The sequence below is a fragment of the Streptomyces sp. Sge12 genome, from assembly GCF_002080455.1.
Classification (GTDB): Bacteria; Actinomycetota; Actinomycetes; order Streptomycetales; family Streptomycetaceae; genus Streptomyces.
Map to the genome: position 1 here is coordinate 2,331,069 of NZ_CP020555.1, position 20,507 is coordinate 2,351,575.

General features: G+C 74.0%; 15 protein-coding genes. 5 read left to right on the forward strand and 10 right to left on the reverse strand.

Annotated features, from left to right (window positions below):
* Positions 1–2: 2 nt before the first annotated feature.
* On the reverse strand, positions 3–1,580 hold the full coding sequence (gene eccB, locus B6R96_RS10010) for a type VII secretion protein EccB (RefSeq protein WP_030386325.1): 1,578 nt from the start codon (positions 1,578–1,580) through the stop codon (positions 3–5).
* 258 nt (positions 1,581–1,838) lie between these two features.
* Here eccB and eccE point away from each other — a divergent pair, with 258 nt between their 5' ends.
* The 3 genes from eccE (at position 1,839) to B6R96_RS10025 (ending at position 6,391) form a co-directional block, all read left to right on the forward strand.
* Complete coding sequence (gene eccE, locus B6R96_RS10015) at positions 1,839–3,113, forward strand: type VII secretion protein EccE (protein WP_079406302.1); 1,275 nt, start codon at positions 1,839–1,841, stop codon at positions 3,111–3,113.
* A complete protein-coding gene (locus B6R96_RS10020; RefSeq protein WP_030386327.1) occupies positions 3,110–3,808 on the forward strand; it encodes a hypothetical protein in 699 nt (232 codons plus the stop codon). The genes eccE and B6R96_RS10020 overlap by 4 nt, the downstream gene beginning before the upstream one ends.
* A gap of 108 nt (positions 3,809–3,916) precedes the next feature.
* Entirely contained in the window at positions 3,917–6,391 is a 2,475-nt protein-coding gene (locus B6R96_RS10025) for an SCO5717 family growth-regulating ATPase (protein ID WP_081522291.1), read from the forward strand.
* A gap of 69 nt (positions 6,392–6,460) precedes the next feature.
* Here the strand turns inward: B6R96_RS10025 and B6R96_RS10030 are convergent, their stop codons facing one another.
* From B6R96_RS10030 to rimP, 9 genes are all read right to left on the reverse strand, one after another.
* Complete coding sequence (locus tag B6R96_RS10030; RefSeq protein ID WP_078938427.1) at positions 6,461–7,417, reverse strand: bifunctional riboflavin kinase/FAD synthetase; 957 nt, start codon at positions 7,415–7,417, stop codon at positions 6,461–6,463.
* A gap of 126 nt (positions 7,418–7,543) precedes the next feature.
* Positions 7,544–11,887: a hypothetical protein gene (locus B6R96_RS10035; RefSeq protein ID WP_081522292.1), complete on the reverse strand. Its 4,344-nt coding sequence runs from the start codon at positions 11,885–11,887 to the stop codon at positions 7,544–7,546.
* 332 nt (positions 11,888–12,219) lie between these two features.
* Positions 12,220–13,128 carry a tRNA pseudouridine(55) synthase TruB gene (gene truB / locus B6R96_RS10040; protein ID WP_030386332.1) on the reverse strand — a complete coding sequence of 303 codons (909 nt, stop codon included), beginning with the start codon at positions 13,126–13,128 and terminating at the stop codon, positions 12,220–12,222.
* Positions 13,125–13,583: a 30S ribosome-binding factor RbfA gene (gene rbfA / locus B6R96_RS10045; protein ID WP_030386333.1), complete on the reverse strand. Its 459-nt coding sequence runs from the start codon at positions 13,581–13,583 to the stop codon at positions 13,125–13,127. Before rbfA ends, truB begins: the two co-directional genes overlap by 4 nt.
* Positions 13,584–13,623: 40 nt before the next feature.
* Positions 13,624–13,917: a DUF503 domain-containing protein gene (locus B6R96_RS10050; protein WP_030011580.1), complete on the reverse strand. Its 294-nt coding sequence runs from the start codon at positions 13,915–13,917 to the stop codon at positions 13,624–13,626.
* Between the two features lie 184 nt (positions 13,918–14,101).
* Positions 14,102–17,218 carry a translation initiation factor IF-2 gene (gene infB / locus B6R96_RS10055; protein WP_078626311.1) on the reverse strand — a complete coding sequence of 1,039 codons (3,117 nt, stop codon included), beginning with the start codon at positions 17,216–17,218 and terminating at the stop codon, positions 14,102–14,104.
* Between the two features lie 141 nt (positions 17,219–17,359).
* Positions 17,360–17,653 carry a YlxR family protein gene (locus B6R96_RS10060; protein WP_081522293.1) on the reverse strand — a complete coding sequence of 98 codons (294 nt, stop codon included), beginning with the start codon at positions 17,651–17,653 and terminating at the stop codon, positions 17,360–17,362.
* Between the two features lie 146 nt (positions 17,654–17,799).
* The gene (nusA, locus tag B6R96_RS10065; RefSeq protein WP_030386336.1) at positions 17,800–18,810 is read right to left on the reverse strand and encodes a transcription termination factor NusA; all 1,011 of its coding nucleotides are present in this window, start codon (positions 18,808–18,810) and stop codon (positions 17,800–17,802) included.
* 2 nt (positions 18,811–18,812) lie between these two features.
* Positions 18,813–19,310: a ribosome maturation factor RimP gene (gene rimP / locus B6R96_RS10070; RefSeq protein ID WP_030386337.1), complete on the reverse strand. Its 498-nt coding sequence runs from the start codon at positions 19,308–19,310 to the stop codon at positions 18,813–18,815.
* 166 nt (positions 19,311–19,476) lie between these two features.
* Between rimP and B6R96_RS36755 the strand changes: the two genes are divergently transcribed.
* On the forward strand, positions 19,477–20,028 hold the full coding sequence (locus B6R96_RS36755; protein WP_030386338.1) for a hypothetical protein: 552 nt from the start codon (positions 19,477–19,479) through the stop codon (positions 20,026–20,028).
* Positions 20,025–20,492, forward strand: coding sequence for a ferritin-like domain-containing protein (locus B6R96_RS10085; RefSeq protein WP_053177422.1), 468 nt, complete (start codon positions 20,025–20,027; stop codon positions 20,490–20,492). Before B6R96_RS36755 ends, B6R96_RS10085 begins: the two co-directional genes overlap by 4 nt.
* Positions 20,493–20,507: the final 15 nt, after the last annotated feature.

Here is a 20,507-nt window from a genome sequence, read left to right on the forward strand (position 1 = left end):
CCTCACGAACCCTGCGGCTGGCGCGCGGAGTTGGTGTCCAGCCGCGGCCCCTTGGAGAGGAACTCCGACCAGGCGATGGGCACCATGGCCGGGCTGACGTTCCCGTAGCCGAGCCGGACCTGTGCCTGGCTGGCCTCGGGGCGGGCGTCCGTACCGGTCTTCGACTGGTCGGGCGCGCCGATCTTCGACTGCTCGGAGTCGCTGTCGCCGTTGGCCTGGACGGCGTACCGCAGGCCGGTGTCGGTGACCAGGAACAGGGAGCCGCCCGCCGTCGTCTGCTTGCCCTGGACCTGGGTGTAGAGCAGGCCCGAGCCGGGGGTGACGTACGCGCTGGTGCCACTGGCGGTGATGTCGATGGGGAAGCCGGTACCGGCCCAGGTGCTCAGGGTCTGGTTGCCCTGGCCGTCGACCGAGCGCAGGACGCCGCACACGGTGTCGCGGTTGTTGGCCCCGCCGGTCCCGCCGCCGGCGGCCGGTGTCGTCTGGTTGATCCGGTCGGTCTTCTTCTGCGGCCACCTCACCTCGCCCGCGAACGGGGCGGCGTCCGGGTTGATGGACTGGAGGTCGACCTCGCGGGGCTTGCCGTGCATGTTCAGGCCGTCCGTCGCGGGCGCCGAGATCAGCAGCCAGGCCACGAAGTCGGAGACCGGCGCGACCTTCCCGGGCAGCACCACGTAGTGCTGCGCGCCGGAGCCGGTCTGCGCCTTGAGCACCATGCCGACCTTGTTGTCGGCGGTGCCGAGGCCCTTGACCCCGGCGTCGGAGCCGGGCCGGCCGGGCAGCTGCGGGAACGACAGGTCGTCGCCGGCGTTGAGGGTGCCCAGCCATTCCGGGGTGACCTGCTGAGGGGTGGCACCGGTGCCGACCAGCGCGTTGGTCATCGTCCCGGCGGCCGGGGTGCCCTCCGGGAACTTGTACTTCGTCCCGGCCGCGTCGATCAGGTAGCGCTCCTGGCCCGCGCCGGTGCTCTGCACGTACAGCGACTGGGTGTCGGTGAGCCTGCGGGCGTCGTCCGTCATGGCCGCCTCGCGGTCGGCGAGGACGAAGGTGGCGGTCTGCACGCCACGGCCGTTGCCGCCCGGCTGCTGGCATACGGCCCAGCGCTTGGCCTTGCCCGCGTCGTCCTTCGAGGGCAGCCGGTCCGGTGCGTACGGGATGCCGATGATGGGGCCGCGCGGCGGCTTGCCCGCGTCCAGGACCTTGTCCTCGACCTGGATCACCTTGAACTTGGAGGGATCCAGGAGGAGTCGGGCGGAGGCGAGGTTCAGCACCGGGTGCAACCGGGTCTGCTCCTTGCCGTTCACCTTGGTCTTCAGGACCACGTAGCGGGTCGTCGAGTCCTTGCCGACGATGACCCTGGTACCCGGCTCCGACCAGCCCTTGGGGGCCGTCGGCTTGAACATGCCCCAGGCGCCGAACCCGGCGAGCACCAGCGCGCCCACGATCACCCCCGGCAGGACCGCGCGCAGCGGGCGCGGCGCGCCCTCCTCGGTGCCCGTGGCGGATGGCTGGAGGAACGCGGCCACCGTGCGCCGCTTCGCAAAGGTGTACGCGTTGAGCTCATCACGTCGTGATGCCATGACCGCCTGCTTCTCCCCGCACGGCCCGGCCGGTGAGTACGGTCCCCGGGCCTCGATTGTCCGACCGGGCACCTACTATGCCTCTTGACCGACGGTATGCAGGGGCCGGGTAGGGTGAGGCTGCCGCTCAGCCCCTTCCGCACCGGGTTAATCAGGGCTTGTTGGGGTGGATTGGGGAGGTTCCGGGGCCGTGCGGCAGTCGTCGCGCAGCACCGGAACTCATGGGGTCCGGCCCCGGAAAGGGGAAGTGCGCGAGTGATGGCCACCGCGACGGAGCAGCAGACCGGCGCGCCCGCACCGGCGCGCGGCGGGGTGACGCCGCATCCGAAGTCGAGCCCCGGCCGCTTCGGTCCGTTCCGACTGCAACAGCTCGTACTGCTTCAAGTCGCGGCAGCCGCGCTGCTGGTGGCCTGGGTGGTCGAACCGCTGCTGCTGGTGCCCACCGGTGTACTGGCGCTCGTCCTGGTGGTGCTCGCGGTCGTACGCCGCCACCAGCGCTCCCTGCCCGAATGGATCGGCGGCGCGCTCGCGCTGCGTACGCGCCGCCGCCGGGCCGCGGCCTTCGCCGTGCCCGCGGGCACCGAACCGGGCCTCGCCCCGCTGGTCGAGGCCGACCCGGCGCTGCGCACCCTCACCTTCAGCGACCGCGACCGGCGGCCCGTCGGGATGATCGGCGACGGGACCTTCCTGACCGCGGTCGTCCAGGTGGACACGGACGCCACCGCGCTGCGGCCCGACCGGGCGGCGCGGCCGCTGCCGCTCGCCGTCGTACGGGACATCCTCGAAGTGGACGGCATCCGGCTGGAGTCCGCACAGCTCGTGCAGCACACCCAGCCCGCGCCCGCCCCGCACCTGCCCGCCCAGTCGATGGCGACGCGCAACTACGCGCCGTTGCAGGCCCGGACGGGCACCCCGGCGGTCCGCCTGACGTGGATCGCGCTCAAGCTCGACCCGGAGCTGTGCCCGGAGGCCGTCACCGCGCGCGGCGGCGGGCTGCCCGGAGCCCAGCGGTGCCTGGTGCGCGCCGCGGACCAGTTGGCGAGCCGGCTGGCCGGCGCCGGGTTCACGGCCACCGTGCTGACCGAGCAGGAGCTGACGGCGGCCCTCGCCACGTCCTCGTGCGCCAACCCGATGGCGATCACCCAGGCCGGGCGGTCGACCAGCACCGGGCGGCGCACCGAGGAGACCTCGCGGACCTGGCGCTGCGACGACCGGCGGCACACGACGTACTGGATAGGCCGCTGGCCGCAGCTGGGCGGCGCCGGCGCGGCCGCGCTGCCGCAGTTCGTGGCACTGCTGACCTCGCTGCCCGCGCTGGCGACGAACTTCAGCCTGACGATGGCCCCGGCGGAGCGACAGGGCGTCACCCTGACCGGACACGTACGGGTGACAGGACGCAGCGATGAGGAACTCGTCGCGGCGCGCCGGGAGTTGGAGAGGACGGCGCGCGGCGTGAAGACCGGACTGGTGCGGCTCGACCGTGAACAGGTGCCGGGGCTGCTGGCTTCGCTGCCGCTGGGAGGGGCTCGATGAGGGGCGGTTTCGGGCTGGTCGGCCCGCGTCGGGAACGGCACGTGGTGCCCGCCGCGGACCTGGACCTGCTGGCGCTGCCCGTCGGGGACGACGGGGTCGTCATCGGCGTGGACGCCGAGGGCCGGTCGGCGGTGCTCGGCATCAACCGGCCGACGCCGTACGAGGTGACGCTGATCGGCGGCCTGTGGACGGCGCAGGTACTGGCGCTGCGCGCGGCGGCCACGGGTGCGCGCGTGGCGGTGGAGACCGGACGCGGCCAGGTGTGGTCCGGGCTGGCCCAGGCCGCCGGCGGCGGACAGCAGTGCGTGACCCTGCACGAGGTGGGCCGGATACCGCCGCAGGGCGCGTCGGCGGGCAGCCCGGTGCTGGTGATCCGCGACTGCGGGATGCGGCCGCCGCGCGGGCGCGTGGTGGCCGGGCCGTGGCAGTCGGTACTGACCCTGCTGCCGTACCTGAGCCCGACGGCACCGCGGCTGTTGCAGCAGTCCTCCCTGGTGGGCGTGCAGCGGGTGTCCCCGGACGAGGCGGAGCAGATCGGCCGCCTGATGCGGCTGCCCCGGCAGGCGGTGGATTCGCTGCCGACGCTGGGCGACGGGGTGACCCTGTGGTGCACGCCGCGGGACCGGCAGTTCGTGATGACGCAGGGGACGGAAGCGGAGACGGGTCTGCTCGGCGGGGCCCGGCGCATCGACTGAGCGGGCGTCCCCCGAGGGGGGCGGACAGCGATGTCGGGGCGCGATTAGGCTGGGTCCGGGCGCGGCGAGGTGGGCGCCGGACCAGTGTTCGACAGACCAGGAGGACCAGTGAACGGCGATCGGAACGAGAGGCGCGGCGGGACGTGGGACGTCCCGACGGACGACCAGTCCGACGCGGAGTCCGAAGTCACGGGCGAGTTCACCATCGACTACACCCCGCCGGCCTGGTACATGCAGGGCGGGACCCCGGCCGCGCAGGTACCGGGGCTCCCCGAGGGCAGCGGCTTCGAACCCCACCGCCCGTCGGAGCTGGAATCGCCCTCGACGATGCGGATCGCTCCGCCCGCACCGCGGACGCCGTCCGACGGCGCGGGCCTGCCGGCCCCGTTCCCGCCCGCCCCCGCGGCTCCTTCCGACGCGGCACCCGAGCACCCGGCGCCGGTACCGGCTCCGGCTCCCGTCGAGGCCCCGGCTCCGGAACTTCCGTACGCGACGCCGGTCCCCGCGCAGGCCGAGGTGCCGCCTGCGGCCCCGGCTCCGGTCGCACCGGCGGCTCCGGTGGAGTCCGCCCTGCCTCCCTTCACGCCTCCGGCTCCCGCCCCGTTCGAGACCGCGCCTTCGGCTCCGGTCGAGGCCCCGGCTCCGGAACTGCCGTACGCGACGCCGGTTCCCGCGCAGGCCGAGGTGCCGCCTGCGGCCCCGGCTCCGGTGGAGTCCGCTCTGCCGGCCTTCACGCCTCCGGCCCCGGCTCCCGCTCCCGCTCCCGCTCCGATCGAAGCCCCGGCTCCGGTCGAGGATGCGCCCCCTGTGCTCGAGGCCCCGGTCCCGGTCCCGTTCGACGAGGCGCCCGTCGGAGCGCCCGCGGCTCCGGTCGAGGACAGCACCCCGGCGCCGGTCGACGCCCCGCCCGTGACGCCCTTCCCGGCACTGCCGCCCGTCGACGCGGTCACGCCGTACCCGGCGCTGCTGCCGGTCGCCGACCCGGTGACCGAGGTGCCGCCCGCGCCCTGGGCCGGACCGCAGGACACTCCCGCCGAGGGCACGCCCGTACTGCCGCCCGCCGAGCAGGCGGCGGCTCCGGCCCCTGCCCCGGTCGGCCCTGCCGACGCGCCGCCGGCGCCCTTCGCGGAGAACCCGTTCGGGGGACCCGCGGGCGAACTGCCGTCGCCGCCGCCCGCGTTCGGGACCCCGGACGAGTACTCGTTCCCGCCTCCGGCTCCCGTACCTCCGCAGCCCCAGCAGCCGCAGCAGCCTCAGCCGCAGCACTACGACCCCCGCACCGCCGGGCAGTGGTCCGCCGGGCCCGGTCAGCAGCCCTCGCAACACCAGCCGCAACCGCATCCGCAGCACCAGTCCCAGCCGCACGACCCGCGCTACTCGGCCGGCCAGACCGGCGGCGGGGCGCCCCTCGGCTACACCGCCGCCGTCGAGCTGTCCTCCGACCGCCTGCTGCGCAACAAGCAGAAGCCGAAGAACAACAACAACGGCGTCGGCGGCCGGTTCCGCTTCGGCGGCAAGGCGGCCGAGGCGGAGCGCCAGCGCAAGCTGGAGCTGATCCGCACCCCGGTCATGTCCTGCTACCGCATCGCCGTCATCAGCCTCAAGGGCGGCGTCGGCAAGACCACGACCACCACCGCCCTCGGCGCCACCCTCGCCACCGAGCGCCAGGACAAGATCCTGGCCATCGACGCGAACCCCGACGCCGGTACCCTCGGCCGCCGCGTCCGCCGCGAGACCGGCGCCACGATCCGGGACCTGGTGCAGGCGATCCCGTACCTGCACTCGTACATGGACATCCGCCGGTTCACCTCGCAGGCGCCCTCCGGTCTGGAGATCATCGCCAACGACGTGGACCCGGCCGTCTCCACGACCTTCAACGACGAGGACTACCGCCGCGTCATCGAGACGCTGGGCCGCCAGTACCCGATCATCCTCACCGACTCGGGCACCGGCCTCCTCTACTCCGCCATGCGCGGCGTCCTGGACCTCGCCGATCAGCTGATCATCATCTCGACCCCGTCCGTGGACGGTGCCAGCAGCGCCAGCACCACCCTCGACTGGCTCTCCGCGCACGGGTACGCAGACCTCGTCTCGCGCTCCCTCACCGTCATCTCCGGGGTCCGCGAGACCAGCAAGATGATCAAGATCGAGGACATCGTGCAGCACTTCGAGACCCGCTGCCGCGGTGTGGTCGTGGTGCCCTTCGACGAACACCTCGCGGCCGGCGCCGAGGTCGACCTCGACATGATGCGGCCCAAGACGCGCGAGGCGTACTTCAACCTCTCGGCGCTGGTCGCCGAGGACTTCCTGCGGGCGCAGCAGCAGGCCCCGCAGGGTCACTGGGGTGCGCCGCAGCAGCCCCAGGCTCCGCAGCAGGCGTACCAACAGCCCCCTCAGCAGCCGCAGCCGCCGCAGCAGCCCCAGCCGTACGGCCAGCCCCAGGGGCAGCCCCCGTACCAGCAGCCCCCTCAGCCCTACGGCCAGCCGTACCCGCAGCCCGGCCAGCCCTGGCAGCAGCCCCCGGCCCCGCAGCAGCAGCCGCCGCACCCCCAGCAGCCGCCGCGGGACCCGCGCCTCGGCTGACGGCGACCGGCGGAAGCAGAAAGGGCCCGTACCACCCCGAAGGTGGTACGGGCCCTTCCGCGTCGTTCGTCAGCGCCTCGCGTCGTACGTGTCCGTCAGCACCCGCGCCCGCTTCACATCGTCCGCGATCGCTTCCAGCAGCCCGTCGAGCGACTCGAACTTCGCCATCCCCCGCACGTAGGCGAGGAAGTCGACGGCCACGTGCATCCCGTACAGGTCCAGCCCCACGCGGTCGATCGCGTACGCCTCCACGGTCCGCTCGGTGGCGTCGAACTGCACGTTCGTCCCCACCGAGATCGCCGCGGGCATCCGCTCGCCGTCCGCCGTCAGCCAGCCCGCGTAGACCCCGTCGGCCGGGATCGCGGTGTGCGGCTGCGTCTCGACGTTCGCCGTCGGGTAGCCGAGTTCCCGCCCGCGCTGCGCACCGCGCACCACCACGCCCTCGACCCGGTGCGGACGCCCCAGGATCTCGGCCGCGCCGTCCATGTCGCCCTCGGCGACCAGCCTGCGCGCCAGCGTCGAGGAGAACGGCACCCCGCCGCCCGCCTCGCCCCGCTCGACCAGGTCCACGACGTCGACCTCGTAGTCGTAGGTGGAGCCCAGCTCGCGCAGGAAGTCGACGTTCCCGGCGGCCCGGTGGCCGAAGCGGAAGTTCGGGCCCTCGATGACGGCCCGCGCGTGCAGCTTGTCGACGAGGACCTTCACGATGAAGTCGGCCGGGGACAGCTGGGAGAACTCCGCCGTGAACGGCAGGATCAGCAGCGCGTCCACACCCAGCCCGGCCATCAGCTCGGCACGGCGGTCGTACGGGGCCAGGATCGGCGGGTGGCTGCCGGGGCGCACCACCTCGCTCGGGTGCGGGTCGAAGGTGACCACCACGGAGGGAACGCCGAGCTCACGCGCGGTGGCCACCGCCCGTCCGATGATCAGCTGATGTCCCCGGTGCACGCCGTCGTAGGAGCCGATGGTGACGACGCTGCGTCCCCAGTCCTGGGGGATGTCCTCCAAGCCACGCCAGCGCTGCACTGTGACCGCTCCTCGCCCGAACCCGGTTGGTCCTTGAACTGATTGCCGATTGCAGGTCTAAGACTGCCATGCCCGTGCCCGGTGCCCCGCATCGGCATCTGACTGGATCGGCCACCGTGTCTGTCGTCACGTCACATCCGCGGCCGCCCTGCTGAGGGTCTCCACCGTCCGCCGGGCGCTCGGCCCCAGCAGGGCCGCCGCCTCCGCCTCCGCCGTCACCAGCCAGCGGGCCACCAGCGCCCCGAAGGCAGGTTCGGCCCGGGCCAGCTCGACCGTCCGCCGCTCGAAGACAGCCGGCCCGCCCGGAGCCCGCAGCAGCTGCCGTCCGGTGCGCCGCAGCAGCTCCCGCGTACGGTCCTCCGGGCGGGCGGAGGCCCCGGCCGCGACGGCCCCGAGGAACACGTCGAGCACCTGCGGATCGGCCTCCTCGCGCAGCAGGGTGTCGGCCAGGTCCCCGCGCAGCGGGTGCGAGGCCTCCCCGCCGGGCGCGGCCAGTACGAGGGCCAGCTCGGCACGGACCACGGCCGGGGCGCCGAGCAGCAGGTCCAGGACCAGGGGCCGCACCACCGAGGCGGCGGCCGGTCCCTGGTCGAGCCGCCGGTCCACGAAGAAGGCGGCGTGCGGCGCGTCCCCGGGGTTGCGCGCGAGGTGCTCCCGTACGAGGTCACCGGCGCGCCGGGCCAGCCCCGGCGTGGTCAGCGCGGCCAGGGCGCGCACCACCTCCCCGTCGGCCCGGGCCCGCAGGGCGGCGAACACCTCGTCCGGGTCGGGCAGCACGGGCAGGGCCGCGACCAGCGCCTCCGCGGGCAGCCGGGGGCCGAGCTCGGGATCGCGGAAACAGGCGAGGGCGTCGGGCAGGTAGCGGCCGCGCACGTGCGGGTCGCGCAGCAGGATCGCGAGGGCGCTGCCGTGCAGGGTGGCGTCGGCGGGGCGGGCGAGCAGGGCCCCGGCGGCGCGGCGCAGCAGCTCGCGGTCGGCGGGGGTGCGGACGTGCGGGGCGGTGGCGAGCCCGTAGGCGGCGGCCGCGACCCGGCGTTCGGGGCGCTCGTCGTGCGCCCAGCGGTCGACGGCCCGGCACAGGGCGGAGGGTTCCTCCTCGGCGAGTACGGCCAGCAGCTCGTCGGCGCGCGGGTGCGCGGCGGTGACGAGCGCCTCGGTGAGGTCGTCCGGGGCGAGGCCGCGGTGGGTGTGCAGCAGGGCCTGGGCGGCGGTGGCGACGGTGGCCCCGGGGCGGCCGCGCAGCCGGCGGCCGTCGGTGAACCAGGCGCAGAGCAGTGGCTGTGCGCGCTGCGGGTCCCGGGCGAGGCGGCGGGCCGCGGCGTCGAGGTAGCGGTCGCCGGGGACCGCCTCGGCGGGGTCGGCGGGCAGCAGCCGGCGCAGCAGGTCGAGGCGGTCGGACTCGGGCAGCCGCAGCCGGTTCCAGAACCAGCCGCCGAACTCCCCCGGGCCGGCGCGGGCCACGTGCTCGGCGAGGGCGTGCAGGACGGGGAGGTGGGGGCGGGCGTCGGGGGCCCGGAGCAGGGTCTCACGCAGCAGCCGGGCGGCCCACCAGACGCGGTCGGGGGTGGCCCGCTCGGGTTCCTCTTCCTGTTCCTCTTCCTGTTCCTCTTCCTCGGCGAAGCGGTTGAGGCGGTCGACGAGCGCGATGAGCTCCCTGCGCAGCGGGTCGGGGGCGAGCCGGCGCAGGGCCTCCAGGACGGGCCCGATCCGGTGCCGGGGCACGGGCAGGCCGGGCACGGCGGGGCCGTGGACGAGGAGGCCGAGGGCGGTGGGGACGTCGAGGTGGCCGGCCTGGATCCAGTCGGACAGCTCCTCGTGGGCGAAGCGGTAGCCGGGCCCGGCTGGCACCAGCAGGCCCTCGGTGAGCACGGCGGAGGCCCAGCCGGTGCGCCACGGGAAGAGTTCCTCGAAGGCGGCCCGGTCCAGCTGCCCCTGCCCGGGCCCCAGGGCGCGCCGCGCGGCCTCGTGCACCCGCCCGGCCACGCGCGCCGCGAGCCGGCGGACCCCGGGGCCGTGCACCCGGGCGCCCCCGGCGTCGGCGCAGGCCGCGGCGATGCGGACGGCGGCGCGCAGGCACAGCAGGTCCAGGTGCGCGGCGAAGACCTCGTCGCGCCCGGGGCGGCCGGCGGTGACCTCGGCGGCGCGGATCCCGGCGAGCAGGTGCAGGGTGAGCGGATGCCGGGCGTCGGCCTCCCGAACGGCGTCGGCGGGGATCCCGAGGCGGGCCCGGGCGGTCTCGGCCTCGGCGGCGGTGAGGTCCGCGAGCGGGAGGGCGGGCGGCAGCCGCCGGGCGGGGCGGGCCGGAGTGTGCAGTGCCCCGGGCGGGTAGAGGGCCCCGGCCCGTTCCCAGTACTCGGGCCGGGCGGCGACGACGAGCCGGGCGCCGGTGCCGCGCAGCCACTCGGCGGTGGCGGCGGTCCAGGGCCCGAGCCGGTGGGCGAGCTCCGGCGGCATCTCCTCGGGGGCATCGAGCACGACGAGCAACCCCCGCCCGGCCCCAGCAGCCAACCGCGCCACCTGCTCCCCGATCCCGATGCCGACACCCCCGCCCGCGCCGCCCGCGCCGATGTCGGCGCCCGGGCCCGCCCCCCGGTCCGTGCCGGTGCCCGGTCCCGGACCGATGGCAGCGCCGAGGCCTGCGCCCCAAGCCGCGCCGGCGGCCGGACCGGCCCCTGTGCCGGTGCTCGCCGCCGGAGCCGGGCAGTCGGCAGCGCCCGGGCCTGCGCCCCACTCCGTGCCACTGGTCGCACCGGCACCCGAAGCCGGACCGGCGGCCGCGTCACGGCCGGTACCCACGGCCGGGCTGCCGCCCGAGCCGGCGCCGGCCCCCACGGCCTGGTCAGCGACCCAACCGCGGCCCGTACCCGGGCCCGAATCCCACCCGGGGCCCCCGACGGGGCCCGAGTCCCAGCCGACGCCGCGGTCGGCGCCGATGGCCGGGCCCGGGTCCGCACCGATGCGGGTGTACCCAGCCGGGCCGATGCCCGCTGCCGGGTTCGGACCCGTACCCGGGACCATGCCCCGCGTCGGTCCGGCCGCCCCGGCACGGCCACTACCCGCGGACGGGCTGCCGACCGAGCCGGTGCCGGCCCCCATGGCCCGGCCCATGCCCCAGCCAGTGCCGCTCGCCGGAGCGGCGACCGCGTCACGGTCTGTACCCGCAGCCGGGCCGCTGCCCGATCCGGCACAAGCTCCCACGGCCTGGTCAGGGGCCCAACCGGGGCCCGAGTCCCAGCCGGTGGCGGCGTCGGCGCTGTTGGCCGGGCCCCGACCCGCACCGATGCCGGTGCCCGCAGACGGGATCGGGCCGCGCGCCGGAGCGGCGGCCCCGTCGCGGCCATTGCCCGCGGACGGGCTGCCGACCGGGCTGATGCCCGCGGCCTGGTCAGCAACCCAACCGCGGCCCGTGGCCGCGCCGGTGCCCGGGCTCGGGGTCGGGTCGGGGTCTCGGTGCGGGGCGACGCTCGTACGCGTGGTCCGGTGGGGGTGCGGGGCCGGTGGCGGCGGGGCGTCAGCCGTGGCGACGATGCGGGCGGCCGTCGTCAGGGTCCGGGTCGCGGCGTCGGCCAGGGAGGTGTCCCCGGCGCGCAGGTCCGCCCCGCGCAGCCAGAGCGTCGGGGCGGGGCGGGCCCCGTGGGCGCGGCGCACGGCCAGCGCGGCCAGTTCCGTGGTGCGGCCCGTGCCCGGCTCCCCGACGAGGCCGAGGACCGGGCGGTCCCCGGCGGTGAACGCGGCGAGTTCGGCGGCGACGGCCGGGCGCTCCACGGGTTCGGGGCCGTCGGGGCGCAGTGAGGCGCCCAGGGTGGTCGCGGTCAGCTCCAGCGCCCCGGCGAGGTTCAGGTCGGCGCCGTGCCCGGGCACGGTCGCGGCGTTGCGTTCCAGGAGGGCGGCCAGCGGTCCGTCCGGGTCGGCCCCTGCTGCGGCGCGCAACGCCACCGCGAAGCCCCCGGAGCGGTGCTCCGCCCGCAGAGCGGTGCCCAGGACCGCGAGCACCGCTCCGGTCCCGGCATCGAGGACCGGGCCCCCGCAGGCCTCGCCGCCCAGCCGCAGCGCGTCCCGGCCGTCCGTGCCGATCGCCAGTTCCACGGCCACGCCCGCGGGCACCGCGTGGGTCCGTTCCGCCGCCGGGTACGTGGCCTGTGCGCCGCCCAGCACCCGCGCCTGCCGCCATCCCCGCGCGAGCAGCCGTACGTACGTCCCGGGATCGATCACCTCGCGCAGCGCCACCGGCAGGGGGCGGACCCCGAGCCCGTCGGTCCGTACCAGCGCCAGCGCGAGCCCCGGCAGGACGGTCACGTCCGCCGCCTCGGCCAGCCAGGTCCGCCCGGTGGGGCCCGGCGCGTGCAGCACCACCCGGGTCAGGCCGTCGACGGCCTCGTGACTGGTGACCACCGTCCCGCGGTCGTCGGCGACGAATCCGCTGCCGCGCGCCCGACCGCCGGGATCGCAGATTTTGACGAGCTCCGCCATGGCCGCACCACTCCCCGCACCGCTCCCCCGCAACGCCCCGTGGTCCGACGGTAGGCAGGTGAAGATCAGCACGAAAAGCACGCGAGGCGAAAGCGCCCCCTTACGCTCCCTCCATTCACTCCGAGCGCCTGCTCGGACGGGTGAATACAGGGCTCCGGGTGGATAGAGACCTACCCGAGGGGGGTCGTGGAGCGGTGAGCGGCAGTACCTGTGCGCTCACCGCTCCACGTCAAACACCCGGTGCGGCCGACGACCGGCCGAAGGCCCGCCGCCCGGCCGAAGCCCGCACGAAGCCCGGCCGCCGCCCGCCGGAGACCGGCCGGCGATGCGGATCAGGCGAAGACCGCGAGGGACTTGGCCTTCCCGTTCTTGTTCTCGACGAGCCCGAGCAGCTGCCCCTGCGGCCCGAAGACCGCGACCGTGCGACCGGCCTCGTACTCCTGCGGCATGTCGATCCGCACGCCGTTGGCGAGCAGCGAGGCCCGCCGGGCGTCCAGGTCCCAGCGCGGGAAGGCCGCGGCGGCCGCCTCGCCGATGGGCATGACGGTCAGCTCCTCCTGGAGCTGGTCCAGGGTGCGCGCCCGGTCGAGCTTGTACGGGCCCACCCGCGTGCGCCGCAGCGCGGTCAGGTGCCCGCCGACGCCGAGGTCGGCGCCCAGGTCACGGGCGAGGGCGCGGATGTACGTACCGCTGGAGCAGACGACGGAGACGACGAGGTCGACGACCTTCGTGCCGTCCTCGGCCTCCGCCTCGCGCATGTCGTACACCTGGAACGACGAGATGGTCACCGGCCGGGCCGGGATCTCGAAGTCCTCGCCGTCGCGGGCACGCTTGTAGGAACGCACGCCCTTGATCTTGATGGCGCTGACCTTGGACGGGACCTGCATGATCTCGCCGGACAGCTTGGCGATGCCCGCGTCCACGGCCTCCCGGGTGACCCCGGTGGCGTCCGTGGAGGAGGTGATATCGCCTTCGGCGTCGTCCGTCAGGGTGTTCTGGCCCAGGCGGATCGTGCCGAGGTACTCCTTCTCCGTGAGCGCGAGGTGGCCGAGGAGCTTGGTGGCCTTCTCCACGCCCAGGACCAGCACGCCGGTCGCCATCGGGTCGAGCGTGCCTGCGTGGCCGACGCGACGGGTCTTGGCGATCCCGCGCATCTTGGCGACCACGTCGTGCGACGTGAAGCCGGACGGCTTGTCGACGATGACAAGGCCGTCCGGCGTCTTCCGTGCGTCGGTGCTCATTCCGCGGCTGCGTCCTCGTCGGAGTCGTCGTCCTCGCCCGGCTTCTTGTACGGGTCGGCGTCGCCGGCGTACTTCGCGCCGGAGGAGACCTCGCGCACCTGGGCGTCGGAGGTCCGCGCCTTTTCGAGGAGGTCCTCGATGGTCTTGGCGTTCTCCGGGAGGGCGTCCGCGACGAAGGTCAGGGTGGGCGTGAACTTGGTGCCCGCCGCCCGGCCGACCGCGGAGCGCAGAACGCCCTTGGCGCTCTCCAGGCCCGCCGCCGCGCTGGCGCGGTCCTCGTCGTCACCGTAGACCGTGTAGAAGACCGTGGCCTCCCGCAGGTCGCCGGTGACCCGGGTGTCCGTGATGGTCACGTGCGTACCGAGGCGGGGGTCCTTGACACCGCGCTGCAGCTTCTCCGCCACCACCTCCCGGATGAGGTCCGCCAGCTTCTTCGCCCGCGCATTGTCGGCCACTGGTCCGTCTCCTTCTTCTGTCTTGCAGACAAGCTAAAAGTCAGTCTTCATCACCGTGGAGGCGCCGTCGTACGGACAGCAGCTCCACTTCCGGACGTGCCGCGACCAGCCGCTCGCAGCGGTCCAGTACGTCCGAGAGGAACCCCGCGTCCCCACTGACCAGGGCGACTCCCAACCGCGCCCGGCGGTGGAGGTCCTGGTCGCCCACCTCGGCCGCGCTCACGGAGAACTTCCTCTGGAGCTCGGCGACGATGGGTCGGACGACGGAGCGTTTCTCCTTCAGCGAGTGGACATCGCCGAGGAGCAGGTCGAAGGACAGAGTCCCCACGTACATGCAGTTCCGGATATCCCGCCGGTGCGGGTTCGGTGGCCTGCCGGGCCGTCGCCCGGCAGGATCACCCGGCGCTCGCGCGGCCGGGTCACCAGAACCGTACACGCAACGGCCGGGGCCGATCGACGGATATTCCGCCGACCGGCCCCGGTGTTACGAGCTACGACACGTGCGATGTGCCTTGCGCTTACGCGCGGGGCTTCTCGCGCATCTCGTACGTCGCGATGACGTCGTCGATCTTGATGTCGTTGAAGGAACCGAGGTTGATACCACCCTCGAAGCCTTCGCGGATCTCGGTGACGTCGTCCTTGAAGCGGCGCAGACCGGAGATGGTGAGGTTCTCGGCGACGACCTTGCCGTCGCGCAGGAGCCGCGCCTTGGTGTTGCGCTTGACCTCGCCGGACCGGATGAGGACACCGGCGATGTTGCCCAGCTTGGACGAGCGGAAGATCTCGCGGACCTCCGCCGTACCGAGCTCGACCTCTTCGTACTCCGGCTTGAGGAGACCCTTCAGGGCCGCCTCGATCTCCTCGATGGCCTGGTAGATCACCGAGTAGTAGCGAACGTCGACGCCCTCGCGGTCCGCCATCTGCGCGGCACGGCCGGCCGCACGGACGTTGTAACCGATGACGATGGCGTCGGAGCCCATCGCCAGCGAGATGTCGGACTCGGTGACCGCACCCACACCGCGGTGCAGGACGCGGATGTCGACCTCTTCACCGACGTCGAGCTGGAGCAGCGAGGACTCGAGAGCCTCGACCGCACCGGACGCGTCGCCCTTGATGATGAGGTTGAGTTCCTGGACCAGACCGGCCTTGAGGACCGAGTCGAGGTCTTCCAGGGACACCCGGCGGACGCGCTTGGCGAAGTTGGCGTTGCGCTCACGCGCAGCACGCTTCTCGGCGATCTGACGGGCGGTGCGGTCCTCGTCGACGACGAGGAAGTTGTCGCCGGCGCCGGGGACGTTGGTGAGACCCAGGACCAGGACGGGGGTCGACGGACCCGCTTCCTCGACGTTGTTGCCCTTGTCGTCGAGCATGGCGCGCACGCGGCCGTAGGCATCGCCCACGACCATCGTGTCGCCGACGCGGAGGGTACCGCGCTGGACGAGGACGGTGGCGACGGCACCGCGGCCGCGGTCGAGGTGGGACTCGATCGCAATACCCTGAGCGTCCTGCTCCGGGTTGGCGCGGAGGTCGAGCGAGGCGTCGGCGGTGAGGACGACGGCCTCGAGCAGGGAGTCGATGTGCAGACCCTGCTTGGCGGAGATGTCGACGAACATCGTGTCGCCGCCGTACTCCTCGGCGACCAGACCGAACTCGGTGAGCTGACCGCGCACCTTGACCGGGTCGGCACCCTCGACGTCGATCTTGTTGACCGCGACGACGATCGGGACGCCGGCGGCCTTGGCGTGGTTGAGCGCCTCGATCGTCTGCGGCATGACGCCGTCGTTGGCCGCGACCACGAGGATCGCGATGTCGGTCGACTTCGCACCACGGGCACGCATGGCGGTGAACGCCTCGTGACCCGGGGTGTCGATGAAGGTGATCTTGCGCTCTTCGTCGTTGACCTCGGTGGAGACCTGGTACGCACCGATGTGCTGCGTGATGCCACCGGCCTCGCCCGCAACGACGTTCGTCTTGCGGATGGCGTCGAGCAGTCGGGTCTTACCGTGGTCGACGTGACCCATGACGGTCACGACCGGCGGACGCGGCATGAGGTATTCCTCGCCGCCCTCGTCCTCGCCGAACTCGATGTCGAAGCCCTCGAGGAGCTCGCGGTCCTCTTCCTCCGGGCTGACGATCTGGACGACGTAGTTCATCTCGCCGGCCAGCATCTCGAGCGTCTCGTCGGAGACGGACTGCGTGGCAGTGACCATCTCGCCGAGGTTCATCATCACGGCGACGAGCGACGCCGGGTTGGCGTTGATCTTCTCCGCGAAGTCGGTGAGGGAGGCACCGCGCGACAGGCGCACGGTCTCGCCGCCACCGCGCGGCAGCATCACGCCGCCGACGGACGGGGCCTGCATGGCCTCGTACTCCTGGCGCCTCTGACGCTTGGACTTGCGACCACGACGGGCCGGACCACCGGGACGGCCGAAGGCGCCCTGCGTGCCACCACGGGCACCGGGACCACCGGGACGGCCACCGAAGCCGGGACGACCGCCGCCACCGGCACCGGCCGGACCGCCGCCGAAGCCGCCGCCACCGGGACGCGGGCCGCCGAAGCCGCCACCGCCGCCGGGACGCGAGCCCGGACCGGCCGGACGACCGGCGAAGCCGCCGCCCGCGGGACGACCGGCACCGCCGGGACGACCTGCGCCGCCCGCACCGGGACCACGGCCACCGGGGCCGCCACCGGGACGGGGACCGGGACCACCGGCAGCGGGACGCTGCGGCATCATGCCCGGGTTGGGACGGTTACCACCGGGAGCACCACCGGGACGCGGGGCGCCGCCCTGCGGGCGGGGCATGCCGCCCGGGGTCGGACGGGCGCCGCCGGGACCCTGCGGACGCGGAGCGCCGCCGGGACCACCCTGCGGGCGCGGAGCACCCTGGCCGCCACCGGCGCCGGGGGCACCGGGACGGGGCGCACCGGCCGGACGGGGCGCCTGCGGGCGCGCCATGCCGGTCGAGCCGCCGGAGGTGAAGGGGTTGTTGCCCGGACGGGGACCGGCCGGACGGGCGCCCTGGGGGCGCGGGGCCTGAGCACCCTGGGGGCGCTGCGCCGGGGCACCGGGAGTGGCGCCGGCCGGGCGCGGGGCGCCGGGACGGGCGCCGGCCTGGCCACCCTGGCCCTGGGCCGGACGCTGCTGCGCCGGACGGGGGCCGGGAGCGGCGGCGGGACGCTCGGTGCGCGCCGGGGCGGCGGGAGCCGCCGGGGGCGCGGAGAACTCGGTCGCCACGGGCGCCGCCGGAGCGGGCTTCGGGGCGGCCGGAGCCTTCGGACCGGGACGCGGGCCGGAGGCGGCCGGCGTCACGGGGGCTGCGGCCGGAACCTCGGCGGCGGCCGGCTTGGGGGCCGGCGCTCCGGGCTTCGGGGCAGCGGGACGTGCCGCAGCGGCCGGGGAGGGCGCTGCGGGCTTGGCGGGCGCGGCCTTGCGGGGCGCGCCGGGCTTTGCAGCGGACTTGCCGGCGTTGCCGCCGGGCCCCTGCAGTGCGTCAGTCAACTTGCGTACAACCGGCGCCTCGATCGTCGAGGACGCCGAACGGACGAATTCACCGAGTTCTTGGAGCTTGGCCATGACGACCTTGCTCTCCACCCCGAACTCCTTGGCGAGTTCGTATACCCGGACCTTAGCCACTTCGCTCCTTTTAGGTCCGGGTTACGCCGGACCGTCGCTACTTCATGGGCGTACTCATCGCGTACTCATCGAGTGCTCATCGCAATCTCGACCTACTTCCAACTCGCGAGGTACCTGACCGCACGGGGTATCCGTGCCGTACTACTTCTTTACGGTGTGCCCGGCCTCACCGGCCACGGCATTGCGCAGGTTCTCCGTGTCGAGCGCTCCGGCGGACCGAAGGGCCCGGGGGAACGCACGGCGGCGGATCGCCTGGTCGAGGCAGACCACGGCGGGGTGCACATAAGCACCCCGTCCTGGCCGCGTACCGCGTGGATCGGGGACGCAAGCGTCCCGATCCGCCACGACGCGCAGCAGATCGTTCTTGGCCGCTCGCTCCCGACACCCCACACAGGTGCGTTCGGGGCATGCGCGGGCTTGCGTCCGGCCAGACACGCCTAAGTCTACCTCCCCGCACCGACCTCTCTCCCGACAAGTGGCGGGGGAAAGATCGAACGGCTGTCGTGTTGTCTTGTATCCGCCGCCGGAGCGGCGGATCGTGCACCCTGTCTACCGTCCGGGGAAGCCCGGACGGTACCGGTTTATTCCCCGTCCCGGTCCCGGTCGGCGTCGGGCGCCGTCTCGGTGTCGGGGCGGATGTCGATGCGCCAGCCGGTGAGCCGCGCGGCGAGGCGGGCGTTCTGGCCCTCCTTGCCGATGGCCAGCGACAGCTGGTAGTCCGGCACGGTCACCCGTGCGGAGCGGGTGTCCCAGTCGACGACCTCGACCTTGCTCACCCGGGCGGGTGACAGCGCGTTCGCGACCATCTCCGCAGGGTCGTCCGACCAGTCGACGATGTCGATCTTCTCGCCGTGCAGCTCGGCCATCACGTTGCGCACGCGGCTGCCCATCGGGCCGATGCAGGCGCCCTTCGGGTTGAGACCCGAACGGGTGGAACGCACCGCGATCTTGGTGCGGTGACCGGCCTCACGGGCGATCGCCGAGATCTCGACGCTGCCGTCGGCGATCTCCGGGACCTCCAGCGAGAAGAGCTTCTTCACGAGGTTGGGGTGGGTGCGCGAGAGGGTCACGGACGGACCGCGGACACCCTTCGCCACCCGCACGACGTACGCCTTCAGGCGCAGACCGTGCGTGTACTCCTCACCGGGGACCTGCTCCTGCACCGGCAGGATGGCCTCCAGCTTGCCGATGTCGACGAGGACGTTCTTCGGGTCCTTGCCCTGCTGGACGACGCCGGTGATGACGTCGCCCTCACGGCCGGCGAACTCGCCGAAGGTCAGGTCGTCCTCGGCGTCGCGCAGACGCTGCAGGATCACCTGCTTGGCGGTCGTCGCGGCGATCCGGCCGAAGTCCGACGGCGTGTCGTCGAACTCCTTGGGCTCCTGGCCCTCTTCGAGATCCCTCGGGTCTTCCGTCGCCCACACGACCACGTGACCATTGGTGCGGTCCAGCACGACGCGAGCGCGGCGGAAGCTCCCCTCGGTCCGGTGGTACGCGATGAGGAGGGCCGACTCGATCGCCTCGACGAGCAGGTCGAAGGAGATCTCCTTCTCCCGGACCAGACCCCGCAGGGCACTCATGTCGATGTCCACGGCTACGCCTCCTCTTCCTTCTTGTCCTTGCGGTTGAACTCGATCTCGACACGCGCCTTGGCGATGTCGGTGAATGCGATACGCCGGGCGGTCGCCTTGCGGCCCTTCACGCCCGGGACTTCGAGGTCCAGGCCCTCGTCGTCGACTTCGAGAATGCGGGCGATCAGTTCCCCGCCCTCGGCGAGCTGGAACTTCACGAGGCGGCCGATCGCCCGTACGTAGTGACGGTGCTCGGTCAGCGGGCGGTCGGCGCCCGGCGAGCTCACTTCGAGGACGTACTCGTCCTCACCCATCACATCGGTTTCGTCGAGCTTGTCGGAGACCTCGCGACTCAGCTCCGCACACGCGTCCAGCTCCACGCCCTCGTCGGAGTCCACGATGATCCGCAGCATCCGGCGCTTGCCCGCCCGGGACATCTCGATCTCTTCGAGGTCCAGGCCCTTGGCGGCGACGAGCGGCTCCAGCAGTCCGCGCAGCCTGTCGCTCTGGGTGGTGCTCATCCGGGTGACTCCTCGGCCGCGTGTGCTGTTGTGATTACCGTCGTGTGTCAGGTCAAAGGGTATCCGGTGTCGGAGGGTGTTGCCGTCCGCCCTGTGGACAGGGCCCCGGGTACCGTGATCACACCCTGCCCCGCCATCACCCCGCCATCACCCGGAGGACGTCGCCGTGCCCTGGACTCTGCCTTCGAGACCCTCGCGACCCTCGCGCAGGAGCCTGCTCGCCGGAGCCGCCGGTGCGGCCGGCGCCGGATTGCTGACCGGGTGTTCCCTCGACCGTGCGACCGACGCGGCCCTCACGATTCCACTCGAACGGCGGATGCGTGAGACGGCCGTCCGTGACAGTACGCGACTGCTGGAACGTTACGACACCACGGCGGCCGCCCATCCGGCCCTGGCCGCCCGTCTCGCTCCGCTGCGCGCCGCCGTCGCCGCGCACGCCGCGGCCCTGTCCCCGACCCCTTCGGACCGGCCCTCGCCCGCCCCGTCCCGGTCCGGCGGTACGGGGGCGGCCGCGCCCGCGGCGAGCGGTGAGCCGGTGCCGCCGAAGCCCGAGGAGGCCCTGACCGCCCTCGCGGACGCCGAGCGGAGCCTGTCCGAGTCCCGCACGATCGACCTGGCCGGGGCCCCGGCCGAGTTGGCCCGGCTGCTGGCCTCGGTGGCCGCCTGCGGCGCCGTACACGCGTACCTGCTGACCTCGAACCCGGGAGCGACCTCGTGAAGCCCGAACCCTCCGCCGCCGGCGGGGCCCTGGAGGCCGCCCAGGCCGCGCTCGCCGCCGAGCACGCGGCGGCGTACGGCTACGGGGTGATCGGCGCCCGGTCCACCGGCGCCCGCGCGACGCAGGCCCGCGAGTCGTACGGCGGCCACCTCGCGCGCCGGGACGCCCTCGCCCGGACCGTGCGCCAGCTGGGCGGCGCGCCCCGGCCCGCCGAGGCCGCGTACGCCCTGCCCTTCGAGGTGCGCACCCCGGCGGACGCCGAACGGCTGGCCGCCGAGATCGAGGACCGGGTGGCCGGCGCGTACTCCGATCTGGTGCGGGCGGCGGAGGGTCCGCTGCGCCGCGAGGCGGCCGACGCGCTGAGCGCGGCGGCAGTGCGCGCGGCACGCTGGCGCGGTGTCGGCGTAGCCTTCCCTGGGCTCGCGGAACGCGCTGACGAGGCGCAACGGGCCCAGCACAGCTGAAAGGGACCACGCACG

What these genes read in the sequence shown, in the direction of transcription:
- eccE (WP_079406302.1), top strand. Translation starts at nt 1,839, where the DNA reads ATGGCCACCGCGACGGAGCAGCAGACCGGCGCGCCCGCACCGGCGCGC.
- B6R96_RS10035 (WP_081522292.1), bottom strand. Translation starts at nt 11,887, where the DNA reads ATGGCGGAGCTCGTCAAAATCTGCGATCCCGGCGGTCGGGCGCGCGGC.
- B6R96_RS10020 (WP_030386327.1), top strand. Translation starts at nt 3,110, where the DNA reads ATGAGGGGCGGTTTCGGGCTGGTCGGCCCGCGTCGGGAACGGCACGTG.
- B6R96_RS10050 (WP_030011580.1), bottom strand. Translation starts at nt 13,917, where the DNA reads ATGTACGTGGGGACTCTGTCCTTCGACCTGCTCCTCGGCGATGTCCAC.
- truB (WP_030386332.1), bottom strand. Translation starts at nt 13,128, where the DNA reads ATGAGCACCGACGCACGGAAGACGCCGGACGGCCTTGTCATCGTCGAC.
- eccB (WP_030386325.1), bottom strand. Translation starts at nt 1,580, where the DNA reads ATGGCATCACGACGTGATGAGCTCAACGCGTACACCTTTGCGAAGCGG.
- rimP (WP_030386337.1), bottom strand. Translation starts at nt 19,310, where the DNA reads ATGAGCACCACCCAGAGCGACAGGCTGCGCGGACTGCTGGAGCCGCTC.